We start from the raw sequence: 25,236 nt of genomic DNA, 5'->3' as shown, positions 1-25,236 counted from the left end.
GCGCCGGGCCCGGTTCCCACCCCGCCCGCGCAACGCGCAAACCGGGCGAAAACCTGCCGCAATCCGCGCCGCGCGCAGAACGCCGCTCAGTTGTCGTTGATGTCGCGCTCCCAGACCTTCACCTGCCCCGCGCCGCTGCCGAACACCCGCCGCAGCACCAGCCAGACCGCCAGCGAGATCAGCCCGAAGATCAGCAGCACCAGCGGCAGCCCCGCCTCCAGCCCGAGCCAGAGCAGCGCCCCGGTGACGATCGCCCCCGCCGAAAACCCGAGGAACACATAGCCCGGCAGCGCCACCTCGATGATGCCGAGCGCCACCCCCGCCACCATCCAGACCCACCAGACCAGCATCAGCCGCGCCCCTTCAGCATCTTGAACGCATCGGCAAAGGCATCCATCGCCGCCGCCGGCACGATGATCGTCTGCTTGCCGGCGCCCTGACCCACCGCGGTCAGCGCCTCGACCTGCTTCAGCGCCACCTGATACTGCGCCGCCTCCAGCCCGTTCTTGGCGATGGCATCGGCGATCACCCCGGTCGCATAGGCCTCGGCATCCGCCAGCACCCGCCGCGCCTTGCTCTCCTGCTCTGCGGCATAGAGTTCCGCATCCGCGTTCAGCTCCACCGCCCGCTTGCGCCCCTCGGCCTCGGTCACCTGCGCCCGCCGCGCCCGCTCGGCATTCAGCTGCTGCAGCATCGCCGCCCGCGTCGCCTCGTCGAGATTGACGTCGAGGATCTCCGCCCGCGTCACCTCGATCCCCCAGTCATCCACCATCGCCCGCACCTGCTCGCGGATGTTCTGCGTCAGCTCGTTGCGATTCGACTGCACCTGATCCAGCTCCATCTTGCCGATCTCGCTGCGCACGATCCCCGCCACCGTGGTGGCGATGGCCGCATCCACGTCGCGGATCCGGTAGACCGTCTTCTCGGGCTCGGTGATCCGGTAGAAGACGCTGGTCTCCACCTTCACCAGCACGTTGTCCGTCGTGATCGCATCCTGATGCGCCGTCGGCAGCTGCCGCTCGAGGATCGAGATCTTGTGCGCCACCCGGTCGAGGAACGGCACCACGAAGTTGATCCCCGGCCCCAGCACCGCCCGCAGCCGCCCGAACCGCTCCACCACATGCTTTTCCGACTGCGGCACGATCCGCACGCCGAGAAAGATGCACAGGATGACGAAGGCCGCGAAGGCCAGCATCACCGCATTGCCACCAATGAAATCCGCCGGGTCCATCACCTGCTCCTCACATGAGGCCCCAGTCTCGCCGCGATCCGCCCCCGAAGGCAAGCGCAGCGCGCGCATCCGGGCCTTCTGCCGCAACACCCCCCGCGCCCCGGTTATCCTGCCCCCGGTTGAAGCCGCCCTGCAAGGAGCCCGCGATGATCCAGATCCCCCTCGCCGCCATCGACGAATCCGCCCTGCCCCGCGACCGCGGCGCCCTCGACCCCGAGGCGCTGTCGGAGCTGCAGCATTCCATCGCCCTGCACGGGCTGCGCCAGCCGATCGAGGTGTTCGAGACGGCACCGGGCTGCTACGCGCTGATCTCCGGCTACCGCCGCCTCGCCGCCATCCGCGCGCTCGACGCTGCAAGCGGCCGCTTCCCCACCATCCCCGCCTTCCTGCGCAGCCCCGCCACCCTGCCCGAGGCGGTCGCCGCCATGGTGGCCGAGAACGATCTGCGCTCCGAGATCGCGCCCTGGGACAAGGGCCGCATCGCCGTCACCGCCCGCAACGCCGGGCTGTTCCCGACGCTCGACGCCGCCATCGACGCGCTCTACCCGACAGCCCGCGGCGCCCGCCGCACCCGCCTGCGCGCCTTGGCGGCGCTGGCCGAAGAGCTCGACGGCCTGCTCGCCGCCCCCGAGACCCTGTCGCAGCGCCAATGCCTCCGCCTCGCCACCGCCTGCCGCGCGGGCTTCGCCGACCTGATCCGCACCGCGCTCGAGGAGTCCCGCGCCACGACCCCCGAGGCGCAATGGACCCTCCTGCAACCGATCCTGCTCGAGGCCGACCAGTCCCTGCACGACGAAACCCCCTACCGCCCCGGCCACCCCCGCCGCCTGCTGCGCCCGAGGCCGGGCCTCACCATCCGCCGCGAACTGGCCCCCGAAGGCTGGGTGCTGAGATTCACCGGCCCGGAGGCGACCGGGATGATGATGGAGTCGGTGATGGACGAGGTGGAGCGGATGTATGGGAAGCCATGACCCCCGTAGGGTGGGGTTCAACCCCACCCACCCCAAGCCCCGTAGGGTGCGCATTCATTGCGCACCAAACTGCGCCGCCCACAGTGGGTCAAAACCCCACCCTATTCCGGCCCCGTAGGGTGGGGTTCCACCCCACCCGCCCCCGCTCCAGCCCGCAGACCCGGCGGTCAAACCCCTCAAACCCCCGTAATCTCCCGCCGCGCCAGCGCCGCTAAAAACGCCGACCGGCTCATCCGCCGCGCCTGCGCCGTCTCGTCGATGGCGCGCAACAGCCCACGGTCGAGCGAGATATTCGCCCGCACCTGAGTCCCGTCCGGCGCGATATAGGGCACCGCCATCAGCGTCGCCCCTTCGCCCAGCGCCTCCTGAACCTCCGGCAGCGCACGCAGCGCGTTCAACGAGCGCGGCTCGACAGTCTCCGTATCCTCGAAATACAGGTCCAGCGCCTCGGAGACCTTCTCGGGAATCTCTTCCCAATCCTCCGCCGCGGCGAAGCAACCCGGCAGGTCGGGAAAGCTCAGACCGAAGGCGCTGTCGCCCTCCTGATGCACCACAGCCGTATAATAGCGCATTCCCATCTCCTCAGATCAGCCCCGCCTGCCGGTAGATGCTCCGCGCCGTCCCGAGCGGCAGGTCCTTCTTCGGGTGCGGCAGGATCACCATCCGCTCACCCTTGCGAAGCTTGTGATGCGATCCGCGCACCGAGATCACTTCAAACCCCGCCCGCAGCAACAGGGCCATGATCTTCCGGCTGTCCCGCTCGATCTCCACCGCTCACTCCACTTGCGCACATATATACACACGACCACCGAAAGCTCCAAGCCCCGTAGGGTGGGGTTCCACCCCACCTCCCCCCGGGCAACGCATCTCGCCCTGCCGGGCCAAACCCCCACCCCACTCCTCCCGACGACCCCTTACCAAACCCCTAACAAAATCCACCCTCCCCAACGATTCCAACCCCTTACCCCGATTTTCAAGTGTGAAAATCCCCGATGCCCCGCCCCGCGCCGCCTGCTATACTCCCCCCATGCCCGCCCTCTGCCGAGATTGCCTGACCCAGTTCGACAGCGGCCCCCGCTGCCCGTCCTGCCGTTCGCCGCGCATCCTCTCCCACCCCGAGCTCGCCTCGCTCTCCATCGCCCACATGGATTGCGACGCCTTCTATGCATCGGTCGAGAAACGCGACCATCCCGAGCTGCGCGACAAGCCGGTGATCGTCGGCGGCGGCACGCGGGGCGTCGTCTCGACCTGCTGCTACATCGCCCGGATCAACGGCGTCCGCTCGGCCATGCCGATGTTCCAGGCGCTGAAACTCTGCCCCGGGGCGGTGGTGGTGAAGCCGCGGATGGAGGCCTATGTCGCCGTCTCGCGCCAGATCCGCGCGATGATGGAGGCGCTGACCCCCGCGGTGGAGCCGCTCTCGCTCGACGAGGCCTTCCTCGATCTCACCGGCACCGCCCGGCTGCACGGCGCGCCCCCCGCCGTCCTCCTCGCGCGCCTGACCCGGGCGATGGAGACCGAGCTCGGCATCACCGGCTCGGTCGGGCTGTCGCACAACAAGTTCCTCGCAAAGATCGCCTCCGACCTCGACAAGCCGCGCGGCTTCTCGATCATCGGGCAGGCCGAGACCGAAGCTTTCCTGAAGCCGAAGCCGGTCCGCATCATCTGGGGCGTCGGCACCGCCACCCAGACCGCGCTGGAAAACGCCGGCATCCGCACCATCGCCGATCTTTTGCGCTGGGACAGGCAGGATCTGACCGCCCGCTTCGGCCATATGGGCGACAGGCTCTGGCATCTGGCGCGGGGCGAGGATCACCGCCGGGTCTCGCGCGATGCCGAGAAGTCGATCTCGAAGGAAACCACCTTCAACGAGGATACCGACAGCGCCGATGTGCTCGACGGCCATCTCTGGCGGCTGTCCGAGCAGGTCTCGGACCGGGCGAAGGCCAAGGAGCTGGCAGGGCGGACGGTGACGCTGAAACTGAAGCGCAGCGATTTCAGCACGATCACCCGGCGCCACTCGCTCGCCGATCCGACCCAGACCGCCGACCGGATCTACCGCGAGGCCCGCGCCCTGATGGACAGCGCGCGCGAGCCCGGGCCGTTCCGGCTCATCGGCGTCGGGATCTCCGATCTGACCACCGCCGATCAGGCCGATGCGACGGGCGATCTGCTCGACCCCGGCGCGGGCAAGCGGACGGCGGCGGAGCGGGCGACAGACAGGATAAGGCAGCGCTTCGGCAAGGATGCGATCATCAAGGGCCGCGCGCTACGCTGACTACTCGGCGGCCAGCGGCAGCTGCGCCCGGCCGATGTCGGCGATCTCGGCCACGACCGAGGCGATCAGCGCCTTGAAGGCGTCGAAGCCACCATGCCGCTCAATCCGCGCCTCGGTCATGTAGAGCGCGCGGTCGATCTCCACCTGCACCACATGCTGCCCGCGCGAGGGCCGGCCGTAGGCCTGCGCGATATAGGCCCCGGCGAAGGGCGCGTTGCGCACAACCCGCAGCCCGGCGTTGGCAAAGGCCGCCTCCACCCGCTCCATCACGCCGCGCCCCGCCGCCGCACCGAAACGGTCGCCCAGCACCACCTCGGGCCGGGGCTGGCCGGGGCGGGCATGGGCCTCGATCGCCTCATGCGGCATCGAATGGCAGTCGATGAGAATCGCCTCGCCGAATTGCGCGAGGCTTTCGTCCAGGAGCCCGCGCAGCGCGAGGTGATAGGGGGTCCAGTAGCGGGCGATCCGCGCCTCGGCCTCGGCGAGCGGCATCTTGCCCCGGTAGATCGGCCGCCCGTTCGCCACCACGCGCGGAATCACCCCCAGACCGGAGGAAACCCGCGGATTGTGCGGCGCGCGGCTGATTCCCTCGATCAGCGCGGGGTCGAGCTCGTCGGCGGAGCGATTCATGTCGATATAGGCGCGCGGCACACGGGCGGCGATCAGCGGCGCTCCGGCCAGCGGGGCGCAAGAAAAAAGATCGTCGACGAAAGCATCCTCGGAAGAGCGCATCGTCAGCTCGTCCAGCCCCGTCCGGCCCATCAGCGAAGGCGGATAGTCCCGCCCGCTATGTGGCGAGGAGAAGAAAACCGAGGTATCGCGCCGTTCCGGGCGGATCAGGCTGTAGGCTTCCGACGTCATGAGGCATCCTTCACCGGCGCGAGTGTGCGTCATTTTCTAGCTCTGCAAAACCCCTTGAACAGCCCGACGACTCTATTTATAGACACGCCAACCGACGCGGTCCCGCCCGCGTCGTTTTCTTTCGGGAGCGACCCGGGGATAACGAGGGTGGGATGGCAGCGGCAGCGTGGGCGGTTAGCTCAGCGGTAGAGCACTACGTTGACATCGTAGTGGTCACTGGTTCGATCCCAGTACCGCCCACCATTCACCGCCCCCTCACGGGGGCACAGTTTTTTTCAAGGCGCACGCGCGCCGCGAATGGGAGAAAAGAGATGAAGGTTGCGAACTCGCTCCGCTCGCTCAAGCTGCGCCACCGCGACTGCCAGGTCGTGCGCCGCAAGGGCCGCGTCTATGTGATCAACAAGACGCAGAAGCGCTACAAAGCCCGTCAGGGCTGAGCCGTAACAGGCCGAGGGACGGGAAGCCGCCGAGGGAAACCTCCGGCGGCTTTTTCTTTGCCCGCGCGCTGCCCGCTCCGGCGTTTACAGCCGCCCTGCGACCTCCTACCATCGGCGCCGCACAACCGGAGGACGCCCGATGCCCCTGCCGCTCGTTCCCATCGCCGCCTTTGCCCTGCGCACCGGCGCGGTTGCCGGAGCCGTCTGGCTGATCCGGCGCAGCTTCGTCACCGGCCGCACCGACCAGCGGGCCGAGGATGCGCTGGACGAACTGGACGAAGGCCTCGCCCTGCACCGCCCCGCCGACCGCGCCATCGACGGCGCGCGGCAGACCAATCTCGCCAGCCGGTTCCATCGCACCCTGCGCTGGGGCGACCGCGGCATCGAGATCGACGCGGCCCTGCTGGGCCGGTTGAAAATCCGCAAAGTCTGAACAGGAATCCCATGCGCCTCTTTTATTCTCCGACCTCACCCTATGTCCGCAAGGTCATGGTTCTGCTGCACGAAACCGGCATGCTCGAGCGGGTGGAGCGGGTCAGCGTCGGGGGCACGCCGGTCGATACCGGCACGCTGCCGCTGGCGCTGAACCCCTTGGGCAAGATCCCGGCGCTGGAGCGGCCCGACGGGCCCGCGATCTACGACAGCCGGGTGATCTGCCGCTATCTCGACGATCTGGCGGGCGGCAAGCTCTATCCGGCGGGGCCGCGGCTCTGGGATACGCTGACGCTGGAGGCGACGGCGGACGGGATGCTCGATGCGGCGATCCTCATGGTCTACGAGACCCGGGTGCGCCCCGAGGAGAAGCGCTTCGAACCTTGGGTCGAAGGCCAGTGGGGCAAGATCGACCGGGCGCTCGACGCGCTGGAGAGCCGCTGGATCGCCCAGCTGACCGGGCCGCTCGACATGGGGCAGGTCGCGGTGGGCTGCGCGCTCGACTATCTCGACTTCCGTCACGGCGGCCGGGCCTGGCGCAGCACGCGGCCCGATCTGGCCGCATGGCACGCGCGCTTCGCCGACCGCCCCTCGATGGTGGCCACCGTCCCCGTCGCCTGACCCAGGACCTGCAGTCGCGCGGCGATTCGCCCCGCCGCGCGACCTCGCAAAGCCCCTGCCGCCGCCGCCCGCCGCGGCCCTTCGACCGGCGCGACACTATGCGCCCTTCCCATGTCGGAAACCGACATCCGCCGCCCGCGGCGAGGGGCCTGTGTCGGAGATGCTTTACAGCCGTTTTTTCATGCAGAAATGGCCCGATAAGCAAGCCTGCGCTTGTTTGTCCGCTGGACGATGCAGGATCGTCAGACTAGAACGCGACAGGCAAGGCTGCGACCGGAACGCGGCCCCATCATCTTGTTGGGCCACGAAACGGCCCTAGGAAGGGAGAAGTTCTCGTGTCCCACGCAGACGATCACGCAGGCACTCGCAGGGATTTCCTGTATTACGCAACGGCCGGGGCCGGTGCGGTCGCCACAGGCGCCGCCGTCTGGCCGCTGGTAAACCAGATGAACCCCTCGGCGGACGTGCAGGCGCTGGCCTCGATCTTCGTGGACGTGAGCGCGGTCGAGGTCGGCACCCAGATCACCGTCAAGTATCTGGGCAAGCCGGTGTTCATCCGCCGCCGCTCCGAGGCCGACATCGCCTCGGCCCGCGACACCCAGCTGACCGAACTGCCCGACAACAACGCCCGCAACGCCAATCTGGCCGATGCCACCGCCGACGCCTCGGACGAGCATCGCACGATGGACGAGGCCGGCGAATGGCTGGTGATGATGGGCGTCTGCACCCACCTCGGCTGCGTGCCGATCGGTGACGGCGCGGGCGACTTCGGCGGCTGGTTCTGCCCCTGCCATGGCTCGCACTACGACGCCGCGGGCCGCATCCGCAGGGGCCCGGCGCCGGAGAACCTGCCGATCCCCGTCGCCCAGTTCATCGACGAAACCACCATCCAGCTCGGGTAAGGAACAGCACCATGGCCGGAATTCCTCACGACCACTACGAGCCCAAGACGGGCGCCGAGCAATGGCTGCATCGGCGTCTGCCGATCGTCGGGCTTCTCTATGACACCATCATGATCCCGACGCCGAAGAACCTGAACTGGATGTGGATCTGGGGCATCGTCCTCACCTTCTGTCTCGTGCTTCAGATCGTCACCGGCATCGTGCTGGCGATGCACTACACCCCGCACGTGAACCTTGCCTTCGCCTCGGTCGAGCACATCATGCGCGACGTGAACGGTGGCTTCATGCTGCGCTACCTGCATGCGAACGGCGCCTCGCTGTTCTTCGTTGCGGTCTACCTGCACATCTTCCGTGGTCTCTACTACGGCAGCTACAAGGCCCCGCGCGAGATCACCTGGATCATCGGCATGCTGATCTACCTGGCGATGATGGCGACCGCCTTCATGGGCTACGTCCTTCCCTGGGGCCAGATGTCCTTCTGGGGCGCCACGGTGATCACCGGCCTGTTCGGCGCGATCCCCGGCATCGGCGAATCGATCCAGACCTGGCTGCTCGGCGGCCCGGCGGTCGACAATGCCACGCTGAACCGCTTCTTCTCGCTGCATTACCTGCTGCCCTTCGTGATCGCGGCCCTCGTCGCCGTCCACATCTGGGCCTTCCACTCCACCGGCAACAACAACCCCACCGGGGTTGAGGTCCGCCGCACCTCCAAGCAGGAAGCCAACCGCGACACCCTGCCCTTCTGGCCCTACTTCGTCATGAAGGACCTCTTCGCGCTGGCCATCGTGCTCTTGGTGTTCTTCGCCATCGTCGGCTTCATGCCGAACTACCTCGGCCACCCCGACAACTACATCGAGGCGAACCCGCTTTCGACCCCGGCGCATATCGTGCCCGAATGGTACTTCCTGCCGTTCTACGCGATCCTGCGCGCCTTCACCGCCGACGTCTGGGTGGTGCAGATCGTCCAGTTCGTCACCTTCGGCATCATCGACGCCAAGTTCTTCGGCGTGCTGGCGATGTTCGGGGCCATCGCGGTCATGGCGCTGGCGCCCTGGCTCGATACCTCCTCGGTGCGCTCGGGCCGTTACCGCCCGGTGTTCAAGTGGTGGTTCGCGGTGTTCTGCGTGAACTTCGTCGTGCTGACCTGGGTCGGCGCCATGCCGACCGACGGGATCTACCCCTACATCTCGCTGATCGCAGCCACCTACTGGTTCGCCTACTTCCTGGTGATCCTGCCGCTGCTCGGGGTGATCGAGAAGCCGCTGACCCCGCCTGCGACCATCGAAGAAGACTTCAACGCCCACTACTCGCCCGCGACCGGCGGTACCAAGACCATCGTGGCCGAGTAAGGGAAAGGACACTCAAGATGATCCGCAATCTCACCCTCGCAGCGGTCTCCGCTTTCGCCCTGACGGGCGGGGCCGCGCTCGCTGCCGGCGAAGCCCATGTCGAAGACATCGACTTCTCCTTCGAAGGCCCGTTCGGCGCCTTCGACCAGCACCAGCTGCAGCGCGGGCTTCAGGTCTACACCGAAGTCTGCTCGGCCTGCCACGGCATGAAGTTCGTGCCGATCCGCACCCTGTCCGACGAGGGCGGCCCCGGCCTCCCCGAAGATCAGGTGCGGGCCTATGCCACGCAGTTCACCGTGACCGACGCCGAGACCGGCGAAGATCGCGAAGGCAAGCCGACCGACCACTTCCCGCAGTCCGCACTGGAAAACGCGCCCGACCTCAGCCTGATGACCAAGGCGCGCGCGGGCTTCCACGGTCCGCTGGGCACCGGCCTCAGCCAGCTATTCAACGGCATGGGCGGCCCCGAGCATGTCTACACCGTGCTCAACGGCTATGCCGAAACCCCGGCCTGCGCCGTGGATAACGAGCCGGAAGGCTTCTACTACAACATCGGCTTCGCCAACGGGTCGGTGCCCGACAGCTGCAAGGACGAGCATGGTCTTTCCACCGTGCCCGGCAGCTGGATCGCCATGCCGCCGCCCCTCGCCGACGACCAGGTGACCTATGCCGACGGCCACGAGGCCACCGTGCATCACATGGCCGAAGACGTGACGGCCTTCATGACCTGGGCCGCCGAGCCCAAGATGATGGCGCGCAAGCAGGCGGGCTTCACCGCGGTCGTGTTCCTCACGATCCTGTCGGTGCTGCTCTACCTGACCAACAAGCGCATCTGGGCCAATGCCAAGGGCAAGAAGAAGACCGTCTGATCAAGGTCAGACACACAGACAGAAGGCCCCGCCATCGCGCGGGGCCTTTTTCATTGGTGCGCCCGTCAGCCCAGATAGTCGCGCAGCGCCTGCGGCGGATCGGTGAACAGCGCTTCGGTCCCGCGCGGCGGCAGCGCCTCGCCGCCCGCCACCAGCACCGTCTCGCCGCCCAGCCGCCGCGCATCCTGCGGGTCATGCGTGACCATCAGCACCATGGCCCCGGTCTCGCCCGCGATCTCCGCCACCAGCGCCAGCATCTCCACCTTCAGCGCCGGCCCCAGAGCGGCGAAGGGCTCGTCCAGCAGCAGGACCGGCCGCGCCCTGAGCAGCGCCCGCGCCAGCGCCGCCCGCCCCTGCTGCCCGCCCGACAGCCGCCCGGGCCGCGCCGCCCCAAGTCCCGCCAGCCCGACCCGCTCCAGCGCGCCCGCAATCCGCGCCTCCTGCGCCGCATCCAGCCGCAGCCGGGGTGAAAGCCCGAGTCCCAGGTTTTCGCGCAGACTGAGATGCGGGAACAGGTTCTGGTCTTGGAACAACATGCTGACGGGCCGGTCCCCCGGCGCCACCGCCGCAAGATCCTGCCCCTGCCACAGCACCCGCCCCGCGCTCGGCGCGAGGAACCCGGCAATCGCCATCAGCAGCGTCGATTTCCCGCCGCCCGACGGCCCGATCACCGCCACCCAACTGCCCTCCGCCACCTGCCAATCGGCCCTCAGGGTGAAATCGCCCTGCGTGATCCGCAGCTTCTCAAGCCTCAGCACCGCGGCGCCCTCCCCAGTCGAACAGCCAGAACAGCCCGAAACTCAAGGCCACCAGCAGCAGCGAGGCCGAAGCCGCCGCCTGCATCTGATAGGCCCCGACCAGCCGCTGCACCAAGAGGGGTAGCGTCGCCTCGCGCTCGCCGGCAAAGAGCGCGATCACCCCCAGATCGCCCATCGACAGCGCGGCGCAGATACCGAGTGCGAATCCCAAGGGACGCCGCAGCCGGGGCAGCACCAGCCAGCGCAGCCGCGCCATGCCGCGCAGCCCCAAGGCCTCGGCCAGCCGCCCATGATCCGCCTGCATTCGCCGCGCCTCGGGCAGGATAACGCGGAAGGCAAAGGGCAGCGACAGCGCGGCATTGACCAGCACCGTCACCGGCAGGGCCACACTCGCCGGGCTGACGAAAGGATAGACCGCCAGAAACAGCCCCGTCCCCAGCACCAGCGACGAGGCGGCCAGCGGCAGCGTCGCCGCCAGCTCGAAGCCCCGAGCGCCTCGCGCCGCCGCCAGCGCCAGCACCAGGGCCCCCGCGACCGAGACCAGCGTCGAGGCCAGCGCGACCGAGACCGACCGCCCCGCCGCCGCCCAGACCGTGTCCGGCAGGCTGCCGAGCCCCGGCAGACCCGCCGCCACCACCGCGCCAAGCGGCGCCAGCAGGAACCCCGCCGCCAGCGCGATCGCCAGCGCATCGAGCCCTCGCCGCCAGCCCCCCGGCGCCAGCGTCAGCGCCGTCCGGTCCAGCCCCGCGCCGAATCCCGCCGGCAGCGCCAGCCGCGCCGCCACCAGCACCGCCGCCGCACAGAGCGCGAATTGCGCCAGCGCCAGCACCGCCGCCCGCGTCAGGTCGAACTCGAATCGCAGCGCCTGATAGATCGCGAGCTCCAGCGTCGTCGCCCGCGGTCCGCCGCCCAGCGTCAGCGCCACGGCGAAACTGGTCAGGCAGATGACAAAGATCACCACCGCCGCCCCCGGCAGCACCTCGCGCAGCATCGGCCGCTCCAGATGCCGGAACACATCGCCGGGGCCGAAGCCCAGGGAGGCCGCCAGCCGGAACCGCTCCGCCGGAATCGTCGCCCAGCCCTGCAGGATCAGCCGCACCGCCAGCGGCATGTTGAGAAACACATGCGCCAGCACCACCCCATGCAGCCCGTAGACCGACAGCACCGGCAGCCCCAGCGCCTCGAGCCCCTGATTGAGCAGCCCGGCCCGGCCGAAGACGGCAAGCAGCCCCAGCACCGCCACGATCACCGGCAACAGGAACGGCGCCCCCAGCAGTGCGATCAGCGCCCCCCGCCCGGCAAAGCGCCGCCGCGCCAGCGCCCGCGCCACCGGCACCGCCAGCAGCACCGAGGCCAGCGCCGACAGCACCGCCTGCCAGACGGTGAAGCGCAGCGCCGCCCAGTCGGCGGGCGCCAGCCGCAAGCCCCCGCCGCTCTGCAGCGCCACCACCGCCAGCGTGCCCAGCGTCAAGAGCCCCAGCGTCGCGGCGACCGCGCCTGCGGCTAGCGTGCCAGCGCGTTCCGCCATTCCTCCAGCGCCTCCTCCCGGATCGCCAGCGCCTCCTCCGAGGAGAACAGCAGCGATGCCTCGGGCCGCATCGATTCGAAGCCCTCCGGCAGCCCCGCCTCCGGCGTCTTCGCCGGATACATCCAGTTCGTCGTCGCCAGCACCGACTGGAAGGTTTCGCCCGTCATGAAGTCGAGAAACCGGTCGGCCAGCTCCGGCTGGTCGCTGCCAGCCAGCTTGCCCGCCACCTCGACCTGCAGGTAATGCCCCTCGGCAAAGCGCGCCGCCGCCTTGCTGTCATCCTCCTCCGCGATCAGGTGATAGGCAGGCGAGGTGGAATAGCTCAGCACCATGTCGGCCTCGCCGTTCAGGAACAGCCCGTAGGCCTCCGACCAGCCCGGCGTCACCGTCACGATATTGTCGGCCAGCCCCTGCCAGATCTCCGCCGCCCGCTCGCCATAGGCCGCCTTCACCCACATCACGAGGCCGAGCCCCGGCGTGGAGGAGCGCGGGTCCTGGATCACGATCTTCAGATCCGACGCCGCCAGCTCCTCGAACGACCCCGGCGGCGAGGCCAGCCCCTTGTCATGCACGAAGGCGAACCAGCCCCAGTCGAAGGGGATGAACTGCGGGTCGGTCCAGGTCACCGGCAGGTCGAGCGCGGGCATCTTGGCGTGCGGCGCAAAGAGCCCCGTCGCGGTGGCAGCAGCGGTCAGGTTGGTGTCGAGCCCCAGCACCACATCCGCGTCGGAGCGCGCGCCTTCCAGCTGCACCCGCGCCAGCAGCGCCGCGCCGTCGCCCGCCGCGACAAAGCGCAGGTCGCAGCCGCACTCGGCCTCGAAAGCCTTTTCCACCGCCGGCCCCGGCCCCCATTCGGAGATGAAGCTGTCATAGGTCATCACAGTCAGCACGGGGGTTTCGGCCGCAGCCATGCCGGCCGCCGCAAGAAATCCCGTGGCAAGTATCGGAGTGCGCATCTTCATCCTCTCTCACGACGGGCGGAGACGGGATGGAGATCGTCCATGCACCTTCCCTCCGCCGGTCTTAACCGGGTCAGGTTCAACGGGTCCGCTTTCGCATCTCAGCCACTCAAGGCACCCCGAGGTATCCCCGACCATACCGGGGCCCCAACCGTCCGCAAGGCGAAAAGATCGCGCGGGGGCCGCCCTGCCTGCGGCGCTTGGGCAAAATCCGGTTCCCCCGAGCCCCGGCTTGCCCTATGCCTTGGCCGCAAATCGCGGCCCAACTCGGGGCCTTGGCCCCAATCGGGGCCCGAAATCGGGGACTGCCTGCCATGAGCTTCAACACCTTCGGCCATCTCTTCCGCGTCACCACCTGGGGCGAAAGCCACGGCCCGGCGCTCGGCGCCACCGTCGACGGCTGCCCGCCCGGCGTGGCGATCGACGCCGCCGCGATCCAGCACTGGCTCGACAAGCGCAAGCCGGGGCAGAACAAGTTCACCACCCAGCGCAAGGAGCCCGACGAGGTGAAGATCCTCTCCGGCACCTTCGACGGCCTCTCCACCGGCACGCCGATCCAGCTGATGATCGAGAACACCGACCAGCGCTCCAAGGATTACGGCGAGATCGCCCAGGCCTTCCGTCCCGGCCATGCCGACATCACCTATCACCAGAAATACGGGCTGCGCGACTATCGCGGCGGCGGCCGCTCCTCGGCGCGCGAGACCGCGGCGCGCGTGGCGGCGGGCGGTGTCGCCCGCGCGGCGCTGGCGATGCTGGCTCCGCAGGTGAAGATCACCGGCTACATGGTGCAGATGGGCCCGCGGCAGATCGACCGCAGCCGCCTCGATCTGGCCGAGGTGGAGCGCAACCCCTTCTGGTGCCCCGACGCCACCGCCGCCGCCGACTGGGCCGCCTATCTCGACGAGCTGCGCCTGTCGCACAACTCCGTCGGCGCGGTGATCGAAGTGGTGGCCCAAGGCGTCCCCCCCGGCCTCGGCGCGCCGGTCTACGGCAAGCTCGACAGCGATCTCGCCTCCGCGATGATGAGCATCAACGCCGTGAAGGCGGTCGAGATCGGCGAGGGCATGGCGGCGGCCAGCCTCACCGGCGTCGAGAATGCCGACGAGATCCGCATGGGCAATGACGGGCCCATGTATCTGTCGAACCACGCCGGCGGCATCCTCGGCGGCATCTCCACCGGGCAGGATGTGGTGGTGCGCTTCGCGGTGAAGCCGACCTCCTCGATCCTCACCCCGCGCCGCACCATCACCATGTCGGGCGAGGAGACCGAGCTGATCACCAAGGGCCGCCACGACCCCTGCGTCGGCATCCGCGCCGTGCCGGTGGCCGAGGCGATGATGGCCTGCGTGATCCTCGACCACCTGCTGCTCGACCGCGGCCAGACCGGCGGCGTGCGCGGCCGGATCGGCTGAGACCGAAAAATCTTCAGAAGATTTTTCGGAAGGCTTTTCAGAAAAGCCTTCCCTTACACCCGCCCCGGCACCTTCGCCCATTGCACGGCAAGGATGCCCGCCGCCACGATCGCCACGCCCACGACATCCCAGACCCCGAGCTGCTCGCCCAGAAGCGCCCAGGCCACCAGCACGCCGAAGAACGGGTTCAGGAAGTGGAAGGTCGCGGCCCGCACCGCGCCGATCCGCGCCACCAGCATGAACCAGATCCAGGTCGCCATCAGCCCCGGCACCAGCGTCGTATAGGCAAAGGCCCAGACGAGCCGCGCCGACCAGGTCATCGCCCAGGTCTCGGTCAGCAGCGCCGCCACGCCCAGCACCGCCGCGCCGACCAGCATCTGCAGGCCGACCACCATCAGCACATTGCCCCCCGCCGAGGCCCCGCGCACCGACAGCGTGGCAAAGGCCAGGGCCAGCACGCCGATGCCGCAGAACAGAAGGCCCCTCAGGTCCACCCCGCCCGAAACCCGCGTGCCCATGATCAGCGCGACCCCCGCCACGCCGAGGATCAGCCCCAGCACCCCCAGCGGCCGCACCCGCTCGCCGAACAGAAGCCAGCCGGCCAGCGCCACCACCAGCGGCATGGTCGAGGCGACGATGGCGGCAAGGCTCGCCTCCACCCATTGCATCGCCACGAAATTGAAGCCGAGATAGAGCGCGTTCTGGCAGATGCCGAAGATCACCACCGCGCGCCAGGCGCCCTTCGACAGTCGCGCGTTCTGGCCCAGCGCCGCGGCCAGCGCGATGCCGATCAGCCCCGAGACGAGGAATCGCAGCGCCAGCGCGGTCAGCGGCGGCGCATCGGCCACGATCATCCGCGCCGAGGTGAAGGCCGAGGACCACATGAAGACGAAGGCCAGCCCCATCCCGATACTGCGCAGATCCATCTTGCCTCCAATGGCCTGAGCCGGGACGCGGCCAAAGAAAAAGGGCCGCCGGAGGGCGACCCTACATCAGCCAATCGTGGCTGCAAGCACTCAGCCGTTGACGCTGTCCTTCAGCGCCTTGGCGATGGTGAACTTCACCTGCTTGTCGGCAGCCTTCAGCACCTGCTCGCCGGTGGCCGGGTTGCGGACCTGACGCTCCGGGCGCTCGCGGCAGACGACCTTGCCGAGACCCGGCAGGGTCACGGCGCCACCGGCGGCCACTTCACGTGCAACGATCGAGGCGATCGCGTCGAGTGCCGCACCGGCGGTTTTCTTGTCGGCGCCCATCTCGTCGGCGAGCGAGGCCACAAGCTGCGTCTTGGTCATCGGTTTCGACATCTGCTGTCTCCTGATCATCTTGCCCCGCTGGGTCGCGAGGTCTGTTCCTGCCCCTTGGGGCGAATGTCAGCGCTACACAGGTTTTCCGGGCATAAATCAAGCCCTTTCCCATCAAAAACACAGCGTCAATTCGCTCAGAGGAAGGCTGTTTCCTCGAAGCTGCGCAGCTTTCTGCTGTGAATCCGCTCGATGGGGGTCTCGCGCAGCGTCTCCATCGCGCGAATGCCGATCAGCAGGTGGCGCAGCACCTGCGTCTTGTAGAAATCGGTCGCCATGCCGGGCAGTTTCAGCTCGCCATGCAGCGGTTTGTCCGAGACGCAGAGCAGCGTGCCATAGGGCACCCGGAAGCGGAATCCGTTGGCGGCGATGGTGGCGCTTTCCATGTCCAGCGCGATGGCCCGCGACTGGCTCAGCCGCTGCACCGGGCCGGACTGGTCGCGCAGCTCCCAGTTGCGGTTGTCGATGGTGGCCACCGTGCCCGTGCGCATGATCCGCTTCAGCTCGTAGCCTTCCAGCTGCGTCACCGCCTCCACCGCGTCTTCCAGCGCGATCTGGATCTCGGCCAGCGCCGGGATCGGAACCCAGACCGGCAGGTCGGCATCCAGCACGTGATCCTCGCGCAAATAGGCGTGGGCCAGCACGAAATCTCCGAGGCTCTGGGTGTTGCGCAGCCCCGCGCAATGGCCGACCATCAGCCAGGCATGCGGGCGCAGCACGGCGATGTGGTCGGTCGCGGTCTTGGCGTTCGACGGGCCGACGCCGATGTTGACCAGCGTGATCCCCTGCCCGTCGCGCCGCTTCAGATGATAGGTCGGCATCTGCGGCATCTTCCCGACCTGCAGCACCGGCGCATCCGGGCCGCTGATCTCCTGATTGCCCGGCGCCACGAAGGAGGTGTAGCCCGAGGCCGGGTCGGCCAGCGCCTTGCGGGCGAAGGCCTCGAACTCGTCGACGTAGAACTGGTAGTTGGTGAACAGCACGTGGTTCTGGAAATGCCGCGGATCGGTCGCGGTGTAATGCGTCAGCCGCGCCAGCGAATAATCCACCCGCTGCGCCGTGAAGGGCGCCAGCGGCCCCGACCCGTCCGGGTTCACCAGCCGCACGCCGTTGACAATATCGTCATTGGTCGTCGCCAGATCCGGCACGTCGAACACGTCGCGCAGCGAGAAATCGAGCACCCCCTCCTGCGGCACCGACACCGCCGGATTGCCCGCCACCGCGAAATGCACCGGAATGGGCGTATCCGACACGCCGATCATCACCGGCACCGAATGGTTCTCGATCAGCAGGCCGATCTGCTGCACCAGATAGTTGCGGAACAGGTCCGGCCGCGTCACCGTCGTCGCATAGGTGCCGGGCTGCGCCACATGGCCGAAGCTCAACCGGCTGTCGGCGCGGGTGAAGCTGGTCGTGGTCAGCCGGATCTCAGGATAATAGGCCCGCACCCGGGTCTTCGGCCGCCCCCCGGTCACCGCCTCGCTGAACTGGAGCGACAGGAAGGCCGTCGCGGCGAAATACAGCTCTTCCAGCCGGGCGACCGCCGCGGCGGGGTCGGTGAAGGCTTCTGCCTCGGTCGGAGCGGGGGTCAGCAGCGGCGAAATATCGGTCACGATCATGGTCTCTCACAATGGATCGCCAAACATGCACCGGGCCGGCCCGGCGGATCAAGCCCGGCGATAGGGCCTGCGATCGGTAACGGAAGCTTAAACCTTGCGGAACAGCGCGATCAGCGCCCGGTCCGCCGCATGGGCCGCATCCCGCGCCGCAGCCGCCGGCCCATAGACCTCCACCTCGATCAGCTGCAACCCGGTGATGCCCTCCATCCCCGCCAGCGCCACGTCGAAGCCCCGCGCTACATGGACGCCGGCGTTGATCGACAGCGCGAACAGCGCCCCGGGCGCGGCCACCGCCAGCATCGGCCCGAAAGCCTCGGGCCCGACATGGCCGTGGGTGAAGGTGCCCGAACTCACCACCCCGCGATAGCCGCCCTCCAAGGGCAGCGCCCGCGTCACATCGGCCTCGACCAGCGCGCTGTAGACGCCCTTCTCCCCCGCCCGCGCCAGCATCTCCGGCGTCAGGTCGATCCCGTCGATCTCGCCCGGAAACCCCATCCCGCGCAGCGCCTCGGCCAGAAGCCCGGTCCCGGCCCCCACGTCCAGCACCGGCCCCGCGCCCCCCGCCGCCAAGAAGGCCGCGGCGACATGGGCGGGCAGGCGGTAATCCATCCCGGCGGCGAAGCCCGCGTCGTAATCCCGCGACCAGTCGCGGTAGAGCCTGAGGCAATCCTCGGGCGAACGCAGGGCGAAGGCGTCGTTGAGATCGGTCATGCCCTCACGACACCACGCCCCCGCCCGCAAATCAACCACTTGCAGCACCGGCAGCGCGGGGAAATACTGCGCCATGACCCAGACGCTCCTCTCCCTCGGCCACGGCTACTCCGCCCGCGCCCTCGCCCGCCGCCTCCTGCCCCAGGGCTGGCGCATCATCGGCACCACCCGCAGCGCCGCCAAGGCCCGCGCGCTTCAGGCCGAGGGCATCGAGCCGCTGCTCTGGCCCGGCGACCTCACCGCCGCCTTGGCCGAGGCGAGCCACATCCTCGTCTCCGCCGCCCCCGATCCGACCGATCCCTTCCTCGCCGCCGCCCCCGGGATCGCCACCGCCACCCCCCATTGGGTCGGCTATCTCTCCACCACCGGCGTCTATGGCGACCATCAGGGCGGCTGGGTCGACGAATCGACCCCGCTCACCCCCTCCACCGCCCGCGGTCAGGCCCGCGTCGCCGCCGAGGCCGAGTGGCAGGCGACCGGCCTGCCCGTGCACATCTTCCGCCTCGCCGGCATCTACGGCCCCGGCCGCGGCCCGTTCGAGAAGGTGCGCGACGGCACCGCCCGCCGCATCCTGAAGCCCGGTCAGGTCTTCAGCCGCATTCATGTCGACGATATCGCCCAGACGCTCGAAGCCTCGATGCGCCAGCCCGACCCCGGCGCGGTCTACAACCTCTGCGACGACGATCCCGCCCCGCCCGAAGACGTGCTCTCCTACGCCGCCCATCTCCTCGGCCTGCCCGAACCGCCCGGCATCCCCTATGCCGAGGCCGAGATGACGCCGATGGCCCGCAGCTTCTACGCCGAATCGAAGCGCGTGCGGAACGACCGGATCAAGCGCGATCTCGGCATCCGGCTGATCCATCCCGACTACCGCTCGGGCCTCGAAAGCCTTCTCGCCGAAGAAACCTGATCCCGCCCTCTTGTCTGCCCCCGAGCCCGCCCTTACCTGCCCTCTGCGGACCGGGCCCCTCTGACGACGCAAGTCGTGATGTCGGACCGCATCGAGCGCGCTCGGTGCCAGCCCGGTCATCCCACACAGGGCAGTTCCACGCGCGCTCCTCAACACAGAGGACATCATGGACGCCCTGCTTTTCACCCTCTTCCTCGGAACCCCGCTCTGGCTCTGGTTCACCTTCCTCGGCATCGTCGTGGCGCTGCTCGCCTTCGACCTCGGCGTGCTGAACAAGACCGATCACGAGATCGGCGTCGCGGAAAGCCTCAGGCTTTCGGCGCTCTACATCACCCTCGGCCTCGGCTTCGCCGGCTTCGTGCTGTGGCAGTTCGGCGCCCAGCCCGCCGCCGAATATCTCACCGCCTTCGTGGTGGAAAAGACGCTGGCGCTCGACAACGTCTTCGTCATCGCGCTGATCTTCAGCTATTTCGCCATCCCCCGCGCCTATCAGCACCGCGTGCTGTTCTGGGGCATCCTCGGCGTGATCGTGCTGCGCGGCATCATGATCGGCCTCGGGGCCACTCTGGTCGCGGAATACGGCTGGGTGCTCTACATCTTCGCCGCCTTCCTGATCTTCACCGGCATCAAGATGCTGGTGACCGACGAGACCGAGATGGACATCAACGCCAACCCGGTGCTGCGCTTCATGCGCAAGAACTTCCGGGTGACCGACAGGCTGCACGGCAATGCCTTCTTCGTCACCGCCCCCGACAGCAAGACCGGCCGCACCGTCCGCTGGATGACCCCGCTGTTCTTGGCACTGGTGCTGATCGAGATCGCCGATCTGGTCTTCGCCGTCGATTCGGTGCCGGCGGTCTTCGCCATCACCACCGATCCCTACATCGTCTACACCTCGAACATCTTCGCCATCCTCGGCCTGCGCGCGCTCTACTTCGCGCTGGCGGCGGTGCTGCACCGCTTCCACTATCTCAAGCAGGCGCTGGCGATCCTTCTGGTGTTCATCGGCTCCAAGGTCTTCATCGCCGATGCCCTTGGCTGGCAGAAGTTCCCCGCCGACTGGTCGCTGGGCATCACCTTCGCCATCCTCGGCGCGGGCGTGGCCTATTCGCTCTGGCGCAGCCGCAACGACGCGCCGAAGCAACTGCCCTGACCGGATCGCCCGGGCCGCCGAGGCCCGGGCGTCACTTCTCCGGCCCCAGATCGCTCGCCATCCGCGCCAGCAGATCGACCGCGCTCGCGGCATAGGCGCCGATCCAGCGGTCATGGATATGCTTGATCGGCAGCGGGTTCAGGTGGTTCCACCGCTCGCGCCCCTGCCGCTCGACGATCACCAGATCCGCCTTCTCCAGCACCCCAAGATGCTGCATCACCGTGCAGCGGTCCAGATCCGGAAAGGCCTCGCACAGGCCGCCCGTCGTCTGCGGCGCATCCTTCAATGCATCCAGCAGCCGCCGCCGAATCGGCGCGGCCAGCGCCTTGAAAACAAGGGATATCTGATCTTCGGTTGACATGTTATATTTCTATAACATAATAGCGACTCAGGACAAGGAGCAAGTGCCATGGATCTGAAGTTCAAAGTTTCGGCCCGCATCGCCCGCCCCGTTCACGAGGTCTTCGAGGCCGTGGTGGACCCGCAGCAGCTATCCTCCTACTTCACCACCGGCGGCGCGAAGGGCCGGCTCGAAACCGGCGCCACCGTCACATGGAATTTCGCCGATTTTCCCGGCGCCTTTCCGGTCACTGTGGTCGAGGTGGTGCCGAATGAACGCATCGTGCTGCAATGGGCTGCGAGCGACGGCGAGAACGCCATGTCCGATGCCGGCTACATGACCACCGTCACCATGGCCTTCGCCTCCCTCGACGACGGGCGCACCCTTGTCAGCATATCCGAGGAAGGCTGGCGCGAGACCGCAAGCGGTCTGAAAGCCAGCTACGGCAACTGCGCCGGATGGATGCAGATGCTCTGCGCGATGAAAGCCTATGTCGAACACGGCCTCAACCTGCGCGACGGCATGTTCCGATGAGCGCCACAGGTTAAGAAAACCTGAATGCTTGGCGGAATATCATGTGATATCAGTGGTTTGATCCGACTACCACGCGTGAAAACGGGCCCTCAGGCCCGTTTTCCCACCAGCGCCACGCCCAGCGTCTGCAAGACCTTCGCCTCGATCTCGGCGGCGCTCATCCCGGCGACCTGATACATCTTCTCCGGGCTCGCCTGATCGATGAACGTGTCGGGCAGCACCATCGAGCGGAACTTGATCCCGCCATCGAAGACACCTTCCTCGGCCAGAAGCTGCGCCACATGGCTGCCGAACCCGCCAATCGAGCCTTCCTCGATGGTTATCAGCGCCTCATGATCCCGCGCCAGCCGCAGGATCAGCTCCCGGTCCAGCGGCTTGGCAAAGCGGGCATCCGCCACCGTCGGCGCGATCCCCCGCCCCGTCAGGGCCTCCGCCGCCATCATCACCTCCGACAGCCGCGTCCCGAACGACAGGATCGCCACCCGGCTGCCCTCCCGCACGATCCGCCCCTTGCCGATCTCCAGCGGGACGCCCTTCGCCGGCATCTCCACCCCCACGCCATCGCCGCGCGGGAACCGGAAGGCGATCGGCCCCTCGTCATGCGCGACGGCCGTGGCCACCATATGCACCAGCTCCGCCTCATCGGCGGCGGCCATCACCACGAACCCCGGCAGGTTGGTGAGGAAAGCCACGTCGAAGGCCCCCGCATGGGTCGCCCCATCCGCCCCCACCAGCCCGGCCCTGTCGATGGCGAAGCGCACCGGCAGCCGCTGGATCGCCACGTCATGCACGATCTGGTCGTAGCCGCGCTGCAGGAAGGTGGAATAAAGCGCGCAGAACGGCCGCAAGCCCCCCGCCGCCATCCCGGCGCTGAAGGTCACCGCATGCTGTTCCGCGATGCCCACGTCGAAGCAGCGGTTCGGGAAGCGCTCCGCGAACAGGTTCAGCCCCGTCCCGTCCGGCATCGCCGCCGTCACCGCCACGATCCGCTCGTCCCGCTCGGCCTCCTTCACGAGGCTCTGGGCGAAGACCTTCGTATAGCTCGGCGCGTTCGACGGCGCCTTGGTCTGCTCGCCGGTCAGCACGTTGAACTTCGACGTGGCATGCCCCCGGTCACGCGCCTCTTCCGCCGGGGCATAGCCCTTGCCCTTCTTGGTGATCGCATGGATCAGCACCGGCCCGGTCGCCCGCGCCTTCACCGTGCGCAGGATCGCCAGCAGCTGCTCCAGATCATGCCCGTCGATCGGCCCGACATAGGAGAAGCCCAGCTCCTCGAACAGCGTGCCGCCGACGGTGATGCTCTTGAGCATCTCCTTCGCCCGCCGCGCGCCCTCCTGGAACGGCTCGGGCAGGAAGCCGAGCGCCCCCTTGGCCGCCGCCTTGAAATCCTGGAACGGCGCGCCGGCATAGAGGCGGCTCAGATAGGACGACAGCGCCCCCACCGGCGGCGCGATGCTCATCTCGTTGTCGTTCAGGATGACGATCAGCCGCTTCTTCAGATGGCCTGCGTTGTTCATCGCCTCGAAGGCCATGCCCGCGCTCATCGACCCGTCGCCGATCACCGCAATGGCATCGCCGCCCTCGCCGGTCAGGTCGCGCGCCGCGGCAAAGCCCAGCGCCGCCGAGATCGAGGTGGAGCTGTGGCCCGCGCCGAAGGGGTCATAGGGGCTCTCCGACCGCTTGGTGAAGCCTGCGAGCCCGCCCTCGGTCCGCAGCGTCCGGATGCGGTCGCGCCGCCCGGTCAGGATCTTGTGCGGGTAGCACTGGTGGCCGACATCCCAGATGATCTTGTCACGCGGCGTGTCGAAGACGGCATGCAGCGCCACCGTCAGCTCCACTACGCCCAGACCCGCGCCCAGATGCCCGCCCGTCACCGACACGGCCGAGATGGTCTCGGCCCGCAGCTCGTCGGCGACATGCCGCAGCTCGCGGTCGCTCAAGGCCTTTAGGTCCACGGGCAGGTTCACCCGGTCCAGCGTCGGCGTCTTGGGTCTGTCGGTCATTGGCTCCCCTCCTCGGGGTGGCTGCTCAGCTTTCGCGCGCAATAACGAAGCGCGCAGCCTCGATCAAGGTTCCCGCTGCCGCACCATAGGGGGCCAGAGCGGCTTCCGCCTCGGTCACCAGGGCTTTTGCGCGGTCTTTCGCCCCCTCGAGGCCCAGGAGCGAGACGAAGGTCGCCTTGCCCGCCTCGGCATCCTTCTGCAAACGCTTGCCCGCCTTGGCCGCATCGCCCTCGACATCGAGGATGTCGTCGGCGATCTGGAAGGCGAGACCGAGGGCCGTGGCATAACGCCCCAGCGGCCCGGCATCGGCCTGGCCGAGCACGGCGCCCGCCTCCGCCGACCAGCGGATCAGCGCGCCGGTCTTGCCCGCCTGCAGCCGGGTGATCTCGGGCAGGGTCAGCGGCACGGCGGCGCTTTCGGCGGCGATGTCCAGCGCCTGCCCCAGCACCATGCCCTCGGCGCCCGAGGCCCTGGCCAGCGAGGCCACCAGCGCGATCCGCACCTCGGCCGGGCCCAGCGCCGGGTCGGCCAGAAGCTCGAAGGCCAGCGTCTGCAGGGCATCGCCCGCCAGCACCGCCGTCGCCTCGTCCCATTTCACATGCACCGTCGGCAGGCCGCGGCGCAGGTCGTCGTCATCCATGCAGGGCAGGTCGTCATGCACGAGACTGTAGGCATGCAGCGCCTCGATCGCCGCCGCCGCACTCACCGCCGCCTCGGGGGCGATGCCATGCAGCCGCGCCGACTCCAGCACCAGAAAGCCGCGCAGCCGCTTGCCGCCCTGCAGCGCGTAGCGCATCGCCGCGACCACCGGCAGATCGTCATGGCCCGCCAGCGCCGCATCGAGCCGCGCCTGCACGGCAAGGGCCGCGTCGTTCAAAGCAACGGGAAAGCTCACAATCCCTCCGCAGCCACCGTTCCGACCGCACGGCCCTCGGCGGCGCGGATCATCTCCACCTTCTCCTCGGCATCCTTCAGCTTGCCGGCGCAATGCGCCTTCAGCGCCGCGCCGCGTTCATAGAGCGCGATCGACTGGTCCAGCGGCACATCGCCCTTTTCCAGAGCGCCGACAACCTGCTCCAGCGCGGCCATCGCCTCTTCGAATGTCATGCTTGCCACCGGCTTTTCCGTCATGCGCTCCGCTCCTTCAAGACGCCCACATGGGCCGCGACACTCGCAGCAAGGGCAGGCAGATCATATCCCCCCTCGAGTGTCGAGACCACCCGCCCGCCACAATGCGCCGCAGCCAGATCGCAGATCCGCCCGGTGAGCCAGGCGAAATCCTGCGCCGTCCAGTTCAGCCCGGCCAGCGGATCGTCGGCATGGGCGTCGAAACCGGCGGAGATCAGGATCAGCTCGGGCCGGAAGGCATCGATCCGCGGCAGGATCACGTCCTCGTAGGCCGCCCGCATCACCGCCCCCGCGCTGCCTGCGCGGAGCGGCACATTGACGATCTGGCCATGCGCGCCGCGTTCCTCCGCCGCCCCCGTGCCGGGATAGAGCGGCATCTGGTGGCTCGAGGCAAACAGCACGCGCGGCTCGTCCCACATCAGCGCCTGCGTGCCATTGCCGTGATGCACGTCGAAATCGACGATGGCGACGCGGGAGAGCCCGTGCTTCTCCAGCGCCCGCTTCGCCGCGATCGAGACCGAGCCGAACAGGCAGAAGCCCATCGCCACATCCTGCTCGGCATGATGCCCCGGCGGGCGGCAGCCGACGAAGGCATTGCCCGCCCCGCCCGACAGCACCAGATCCACCGCCGCACAGGTGCCGCCGACCGCGCGCAGCGCCGCCTCCAGTGAGCCGGGCGACAGGAAGGTATCGCCGTCCAGCTGCGACCAACCCTCCTCCGGCAGACCCGCCTTGATCCGCGCGAGATAGGAAGCGGGATGGCAGCGCAGCACCTCGGCCTCCTCGGCCAGCGGCGCCTCGCGCCGGTCGAGCTCGAGCCCGGCGAGCCCCTCCGCCACCGCCCGCATCCGCTCCACCCGCTCCGGATGACCCGGCGGCGTCACGTGACCCGAGGATGCCTCATGAGAATAGCAAGCCGTCGTCAT

At 68.4% G+C, this 25,236-nt stretch carries 29 protein-coding genes, 1 tRNA gene and 1 riboswitch; of the genes, 13 read left to right on the top strand and 17 right to left on the bottom strand.

Features of this window, described 5'->3' with window-relative positions:
• Positions 1-86: 86 nt before the first annotated feature.
• Both AC3A5Z_RS17370 and AC3A5Z_RS17365 read right to left on the bottom strand, forming a co-directional pair.
• A complete protein-coding gene (locus tag AC3A5Z_RS17370; RefSeq protein ID WP_487520567.1) occupies positions 87-350 on the bottom strand; it encodes an NfeD family protein in 264 nt (87 codons plus the stop codon).
• The gene (locus AC3A5Z_RS17365) at positions 350-1,231 is read right to left on the bottom strand and encodes an SPFH domain-containing protein (RefSeq protein ID WP_444667830.1); all 882 of its coding nucleotides are present in this window, start codon (positions 1,229-1,231) and stop codon (positions 350-352) included. Before AC3A5Z_RS17365 ends, AC3A5Z_RS17370 begins: the two co-directional genes overlap by 1 nt.
• Before the next feature lie 146 nt (positions 1,232-1,377).
• Between AC3A5Z_RS17365 and AC3A5Z_RS17360 the strand changes: the two genes are divergently transcribed.
• Positions 1,378-2,202, top strand: a complete 825-nt coding sequence (locus tag AC3A5Z_RS17360; protein ID WP_487520566.1) for a ParB/RepB/Spo0J family partition protein — start codon at positions 1,378-1,380, stop codon at positions 2,200-2,202.
• Positions 2,203-2,378: 176 nt separating this feature from the next.
• On the opposite strand, the gene AC3A5Z_RS17355 is transcribed toward AC3A5Z_RS17360, so the two are convergent.
• Together AC3A5Z_RS17355 and AC3A5Z_RS17350 are read right to left on the bottom strand one after the other, a co-directional pair.
• Complete coding sequence (locus tag AC3A5Z_RS17355) at positions 2,379-2,774, bottom strand: type II toxin-antitoxin system HicB family antitoxin (RefSeq protein ID WP_487520565.1); 396 nt, start codon at positions 2,772-2,774, stop codon at positions 2,379-2,381.
• Positions 2,775-2,784: 10 nt separating this feature from the next.
• Positions 2,785-2,973, bottom strand: coding sequence for a type II toxin-antitoxin system HicA family toxin (locus AC3A5Z_RS17350; protein WP_487520564.1), 189 nt, complete (start codon positions 2,971-2,973; stop codon positions 2,785-2,787).
• Positions 2,974-3,229: 256 nt separating this feature from the next.
• On the opposite strand from AC3A5Z_RS17350, the gene AC3A5Z_RS17345 reads away from it, so the two are divergent.
• Positions 3,230-4,480: a DNA polymerase IV gene (locus AC3A5Z_RS17345; protein ID WP_487520563.1), complete on the top strand. Its 1,251-nt coding sequence runs from the start codon at positions 3,230-3,232 to the stop codon at positions 4,478-4,480.
• Here AC3A5Z_RS17345 and AC3A5Z_RS17340 read toward each other — a convergent pair whose 3' ends face one another.
• Positions 4,481-5,341, bottom strand: coding sequence for an N-formylglutamate amidohydrolase (locus AC3A5Z_RS17340; RefSeq protein ID WP_487520562.1), 861 nt, complete (start codon positions 5,339-5,341; stop codon positions 4,481-4,483).
• Positions 5,342-5,509: 168 nt separating this feature from the next.
• Here AC3A5Z_RS17340 and AC3A5Z_RS17335 point away from each other — a divergent pair.
• The 7 genes from AC3A5Z_RS17335 to AC3A5Z_RS17305 all read left to right on the top strand — a co-directional run bounded on the left by AC3A5Z_RS17335 (position 5,510) and on the right by AC3A5Z_RS17305 (position 9,951).
• A tRNA-Val gene (locus AC3A5Z_RS17335) sits at positions 5,510-5,584 on the top strand.
• Between the two features lie 68 nt (positions 5,585-5,652).
• Positions 5,653-5,778 (top strand): type B 50S ribosomal protein L36, encoded by a 126-nt coding sequence (gene ykgO / locus AC3A5Z_RS17330; protein WP_002722020.1) that lies wholly within the window; start codon positions 5,653-5,655, stop codon positions 5,776-5,778.
• Between the two features lie 139 nt (positions 5,779-5,917).
• The gene (locus tag AC3A5Z_RS17325; RefSeq protein WP_487520561.1) at positions 5,918-6,211 is read left to right on the top strand and encodes a hypothetical protein; all 294 of its coding nucleotides are present in this window, start codon (positions 5,918-5,920) and stop codon (positions 6,209-6,211) included.
• 11 nt (positions 6,212-6,222) lie between these two features.
• On the top strand, positions 6,223-6,831 hold the full coding sequence (locus tag AC3A5Z_RS17320; RefSeq protein ID WP_487520560.1) for a glutathione S-transferase: 609 nt from the start codon (positions 6,223-6,225) through the stop codon (positions 6,829-6,831).
• Between the two features lie 335 nt (positions 6,832-7,166).
• Positions 7,167-7,733 carry a ubiquinol-cytochrome c reductase iron-sulfur subunit gene (petA, locus tag AC3A5Z_RS17315; protein WP_487520559.1) on the top strand — a complete coding sequence of 189 codons (567 nt, stop codon included), beginning with the start codon at positions 7,167-7,169 and terminating at the stop codon, positions 7,731-7,733.
• A gap of 11 nt (positions 7,734-7,744) precedes the next feature.
• Complete coding sequence (gene petB, locus AC3A5Z_RS17310; protein WP_487520558.1) at positions 7,745-9,082, top strand: cytochrome b; 1,338 nt, start codon at positions 7,745-7,747, stop codon at positions 9,080-9,082.
• A gap of 17 nt (positions 9,083-9,099) precedes the next feature.
• Positions 9,100-9,951, top strand: coding sequence for a cytochrome c1 (locus AC3A5Z_RS17305; RefSeq protein WP_487520557.1), 852 nt, complete (start codon positions 9,100-9,102; stop codon positions 9,949-9,951).
• Between the two features lie 65 nt (positions 9,952-10,016).
• Here the strand turns inward: AC3A5Z_RS17305 and AC3A5Z_RS17300 are convergent, their stop codons facing one another.
• Genes AC3A5Z_RS17300 through thiB form a run of 3 tightly spaced genes read right to left on the bottom strand, consistent with a single transcriptional unit; the run spans position 10,017 to position 13,193 of the window.
• A complete protein-coding gene (locus tag AC3A5Z_RS17300) occupies positions 10,017-10,709 on the bottom strand; it encodes a thiamine ABC transporter ATP-binding protein (protein WP_487520556.1) in 693 nt (230 codons plus the stop codon).
• Complete coding sequence (locus AC3A5Z_RS17295; protein WP_487520555.1) at positions 10,696-12,237, bottom strand: ABC transporter permease family protein; 1,542 nt, start codon at positions 12,235-12,237, stop codon at positions 10,696-10,698. Before AC3A5Z_RS17295 ends, AC3A5Z_RS17300 begins: the two co-directional genes overlap by 14 nt.
• Positions 12,213-13,193 carry a thiamine ABC transporter substrate binding subunit gene (gene thiB / locus AC3A5Z_RS17290; protein WP_487520554.1) on the bottom strand — a complete coding sequence of 327 codons (981 nt, stop codon included), beginning with the start codon at positions 13,191-13,193 and terminating at the stop codon, positions 12,213-12,215. The genes AC3A5Z_RS17295 and thiB overlap by 25 nt, the downstream gene beginning before the upstream one ends.
• Positions 13,194-13,229: 36 nt before the next feature.
• Positions 13,230-13,328, bottom strand: a riboswitch (TPP riboswitch).
• Between the two features lie 182 nt (positions 13,329-13,510).
• On the opposite strand from thiB, the gene aroC reads away from it, so the two are divergent.
• Complete coding sequence (gene aroC, locus AC3A5Z_RS17285) at positions 13,511-14,611, top strand: chorismate synthase (protein ID WP_487520553.1); 1,101 nt, start codon at positions 13,511-13,513, stop codon at positions 14,609-14,611.
• Between the two features lie 53 nt (positions 14,612-14,664).
• On the opposite strand, the gene AC3A5Z_RS17280 is transcribed toward aroC, so the two are convergent.
• The 4 genes from AC3A5Z_RS17280 to AC3A5Z_RS17265 form a co-directional block, all read right to left on the bottom strand.
• Positions 14,665-15,537 (bottom strand): DMT family transporter, encoded by an 873-nt coding sequence (locus tag AC3A5Z_RS17280; RefSeq protein ID WP_487520552.1) that lies wholly within the window; start codon positions 15,535-15,537, stop codon positions 14,665-14,667.
• Between the two features lie 90 nt (positions 15,538-15,627).
• Complete coding sequence (locus AC3A5Z_RS17275) at positions 15,628-15,915, bottom strand: HU family DNA-binding protein (RefSeq protein WP_487520551.1); 288 nt, start codon at positions 15,913-15,915, stop codon at positions 15,628-15,630.
• 134 nt (positions 15,916-16,049) lie between these two features.
• Complete coding sequence (locus tag AC3A5Z_RS17270; protein ID WP_487520593.1) at positions 16,050-17,516, bottom strand: AMP nucleosidase; 1,467 nt, start codon at positions 17,514-17,516, stop codon at positions 16,050-16,052.
• A 102-nt stretch (positions 17,517-17,618) separates the two neighbouring features.
• A complete protein-coding gene (locus AC3A5Z_RS17265; protein WP_487520550.1) occupies positions 17,619-18,317 on the bottom strand; it encodes a class I SAM-dependent DNA methyltransferase in 699 nt (232 codons plus the stop codon).
• Here AC3A5Z_RS17265 and AC3A5Z_RS17260 point away from each other — a divergent pair.
• Positions 18,316-19,152: an SDR family oxidoreductase gene (locus AC3A5Z_RS17260; protein ID WP_487520549.1), complete on the top strand. Its 837-nt coding sequence runs from the start codon at positions 18,316-18,318 to the stop codon at positions 19,150-19,152. The genes AC3A5Z_RS17265 and AC3A5Z_RS17260 overlap by 2 nt on opposite strands.
• Positions 19,153-19,318: 166 nt before the next feature.
• A complete protein-coding gene (locus tag AC3A5Z_RS17255) occupies positions 19,319-20,305 on the top strand; it encodes a TerC family protein (protein WP_487520548.1) in 987 nt (328 codons plus the stop codon).
• Between the two features lie 31 nt (positions 20,306-20,336).
• Here AC3A5Z_RS17255 and AC3A5Z_RS17250 read toward each other — a convergent pair whose 3' ends face one another.
• Positions 20,337-20,666 carry an ArsR/SmtB family transcription factor gene (locus AC3A5Z_RS17250; protein WP_487520547.1) on the bottom strand — a complete coding sequence of 110 codons (330 nt, stop codon included), beginning with the start codon at positions 20,664-20,666 and terminating at the stop codon, positions 20,337-20,339.
• Between the two features lie 48 nt (positions 20,667-20,714).
• Here AC3A5Z_RS17250 and AC3A5Z_RS17245 point away from each other — a divergent pair, with 48 nt between their 5' ends.
• Complete coding sequence (locus tag AC3A5Z_RS17245) at positions 20,715-21,179, top strand: SRPBCC family protein (RefSeq protein WP_487520546.1); 465 nt, start codon at positions 20,715-20,717, stop codon at positions 21,177-21,179.
• Between the two features lie 89 nt (positions 21,180-21,268).
• Here AC3A5Z_RS17245 and dxs read toward each other — a convergent pair whose 3' ends face one another.
• Genes dxs through AC3A5Z_RS17225 form a run of 4 tightly spaced genes read right to left on the bottom strand, consistent with a single transcriptional unit; the run spans position 21,269 to position 25,236 of the window.
• Positions 21,269-23,182, bottom strand: a complete 1,914-nt coding sequence (dxs, locus tag AC3A5Z_RS17240) for a 1-deoxy-D-xylulose-5-phosphate synthase (protein ID WP_487520545.1) — start codon at positions 23,180-23,182, stop codon at positions 21,269-21,271.
• 25 nt (positions 23,183-23,207) lie between these two features.
• Complete coding sequence (locus AC3A5Z_RS17235) at positions 23,208-24,077, bottom strand: polyprenyl synthetase family protein (RefSeq protein WP_487520544.1); 870 nt, start codon at positions 24,075-24,077, stop codon at positions 23,208-23,210.
• The gene (locus tag AC3A5Z_RS17230) at positions 24,074-24,313 is read right to left on the bottom strand and encodes an exodeoxyribonuclease VII small subunit (RefSeq protein WP_107661885.1); all 240 of its coding nucleotides are present in this window, start codon (positions 24,311-24,313) and stop codon (positions 24,074-24,076) included. Before AC3A5Z_RS17230 ends, AC3A5Z_RS17235 begins: the two co-directional genes overlap by 4 nt.
• Positions 24,310-25,236: a histone deacetylase family protein gene (locus AC3A5Z_RS17225; RefSeq protein ID WP_487520543.1), complete on the bottom strand. Its 927-nt coding sequence runs from the start codon at positions 25,234-25,236 to the stop codon at positions 24,310-24,312. The genes AC3A5Z_RS17230 and AC3A5Z_RS17225 overlap by 4 nt, the downstream gene beginning before the upstream one ends.

The organism is Cereibacter sp. Soil_C_27, assembly GCF_057657095.1.
Note: the sequence above shows the minus strand (reverse complement) of the source record. Positions and strands in the feature narration are given on the sequence as shown.